This is a genomic window from Bacillus cereus group sp. BfR-BA-01381 (assembly GCF_022663555.1).
In the GTDB taxonomy this organism is placed as follows: Bacteria; Bacillota; Bacilli; order Bacillales; family Bacillaceae_G; genus Bacillus_A; species Bacillus_A pacificus.
Map to the genome: position 1 here is coordinate 1 of NZ_JAKUFR010000227.1, position 440 is coordinate 440.

A 440-nucleotide genomic window follows, 5' to 3' on the forward strand; every position below is an offset into this window, starting at 1 on the left:
CATCTATACGAAAATGGACGCATTCATGCAGAAGGACTAAAACCAGTAAGCCGCCTAGCAGGACACAACTACGCAAAACTAGGAGAACAATTTGAATTAGTGAGGCCAGTTTAAAAGCGGAAGCGGCTCGCTCAGAATCGCAGGACATTGGAATTCTCGACCTTGAAGCGCTTTTTGCTTCGAGCGAGAGAGTGAAATGGCCGGAGATTCTAGCCGCTGGAGCTGGATAATATTCAAAAGCGGAAGCGGCTCGCTCAGAATGGGAGGAGGATGGAGCTTCTGACGTAGAGGCGCTTTTTGCCTCGTAGGAAGACGCGAAACCACCGACCATTCTAGCCGCTGGAGCTGGATAACATTTAAAAGCGGAAGCGTCCCCTCAGAATAGAAGTAACAATAATATAAAAAGGTGTACCAAATTAATTTGGTACACCTTTTTCATA

General features: G+C 46.6%; 1 pseudogene. It reads left to right on the forward strand.

Annotation, left to right across the window (positions count from 1 at the left end):
• Positions 1 to 114 (forward strand): annotated as a pseudogene (locus MR079_RS28430) (flavin reductase family protein); the annotation flags it as partial.
• Positions 115 to 440 lie beyond the last annotated feature (326 nt).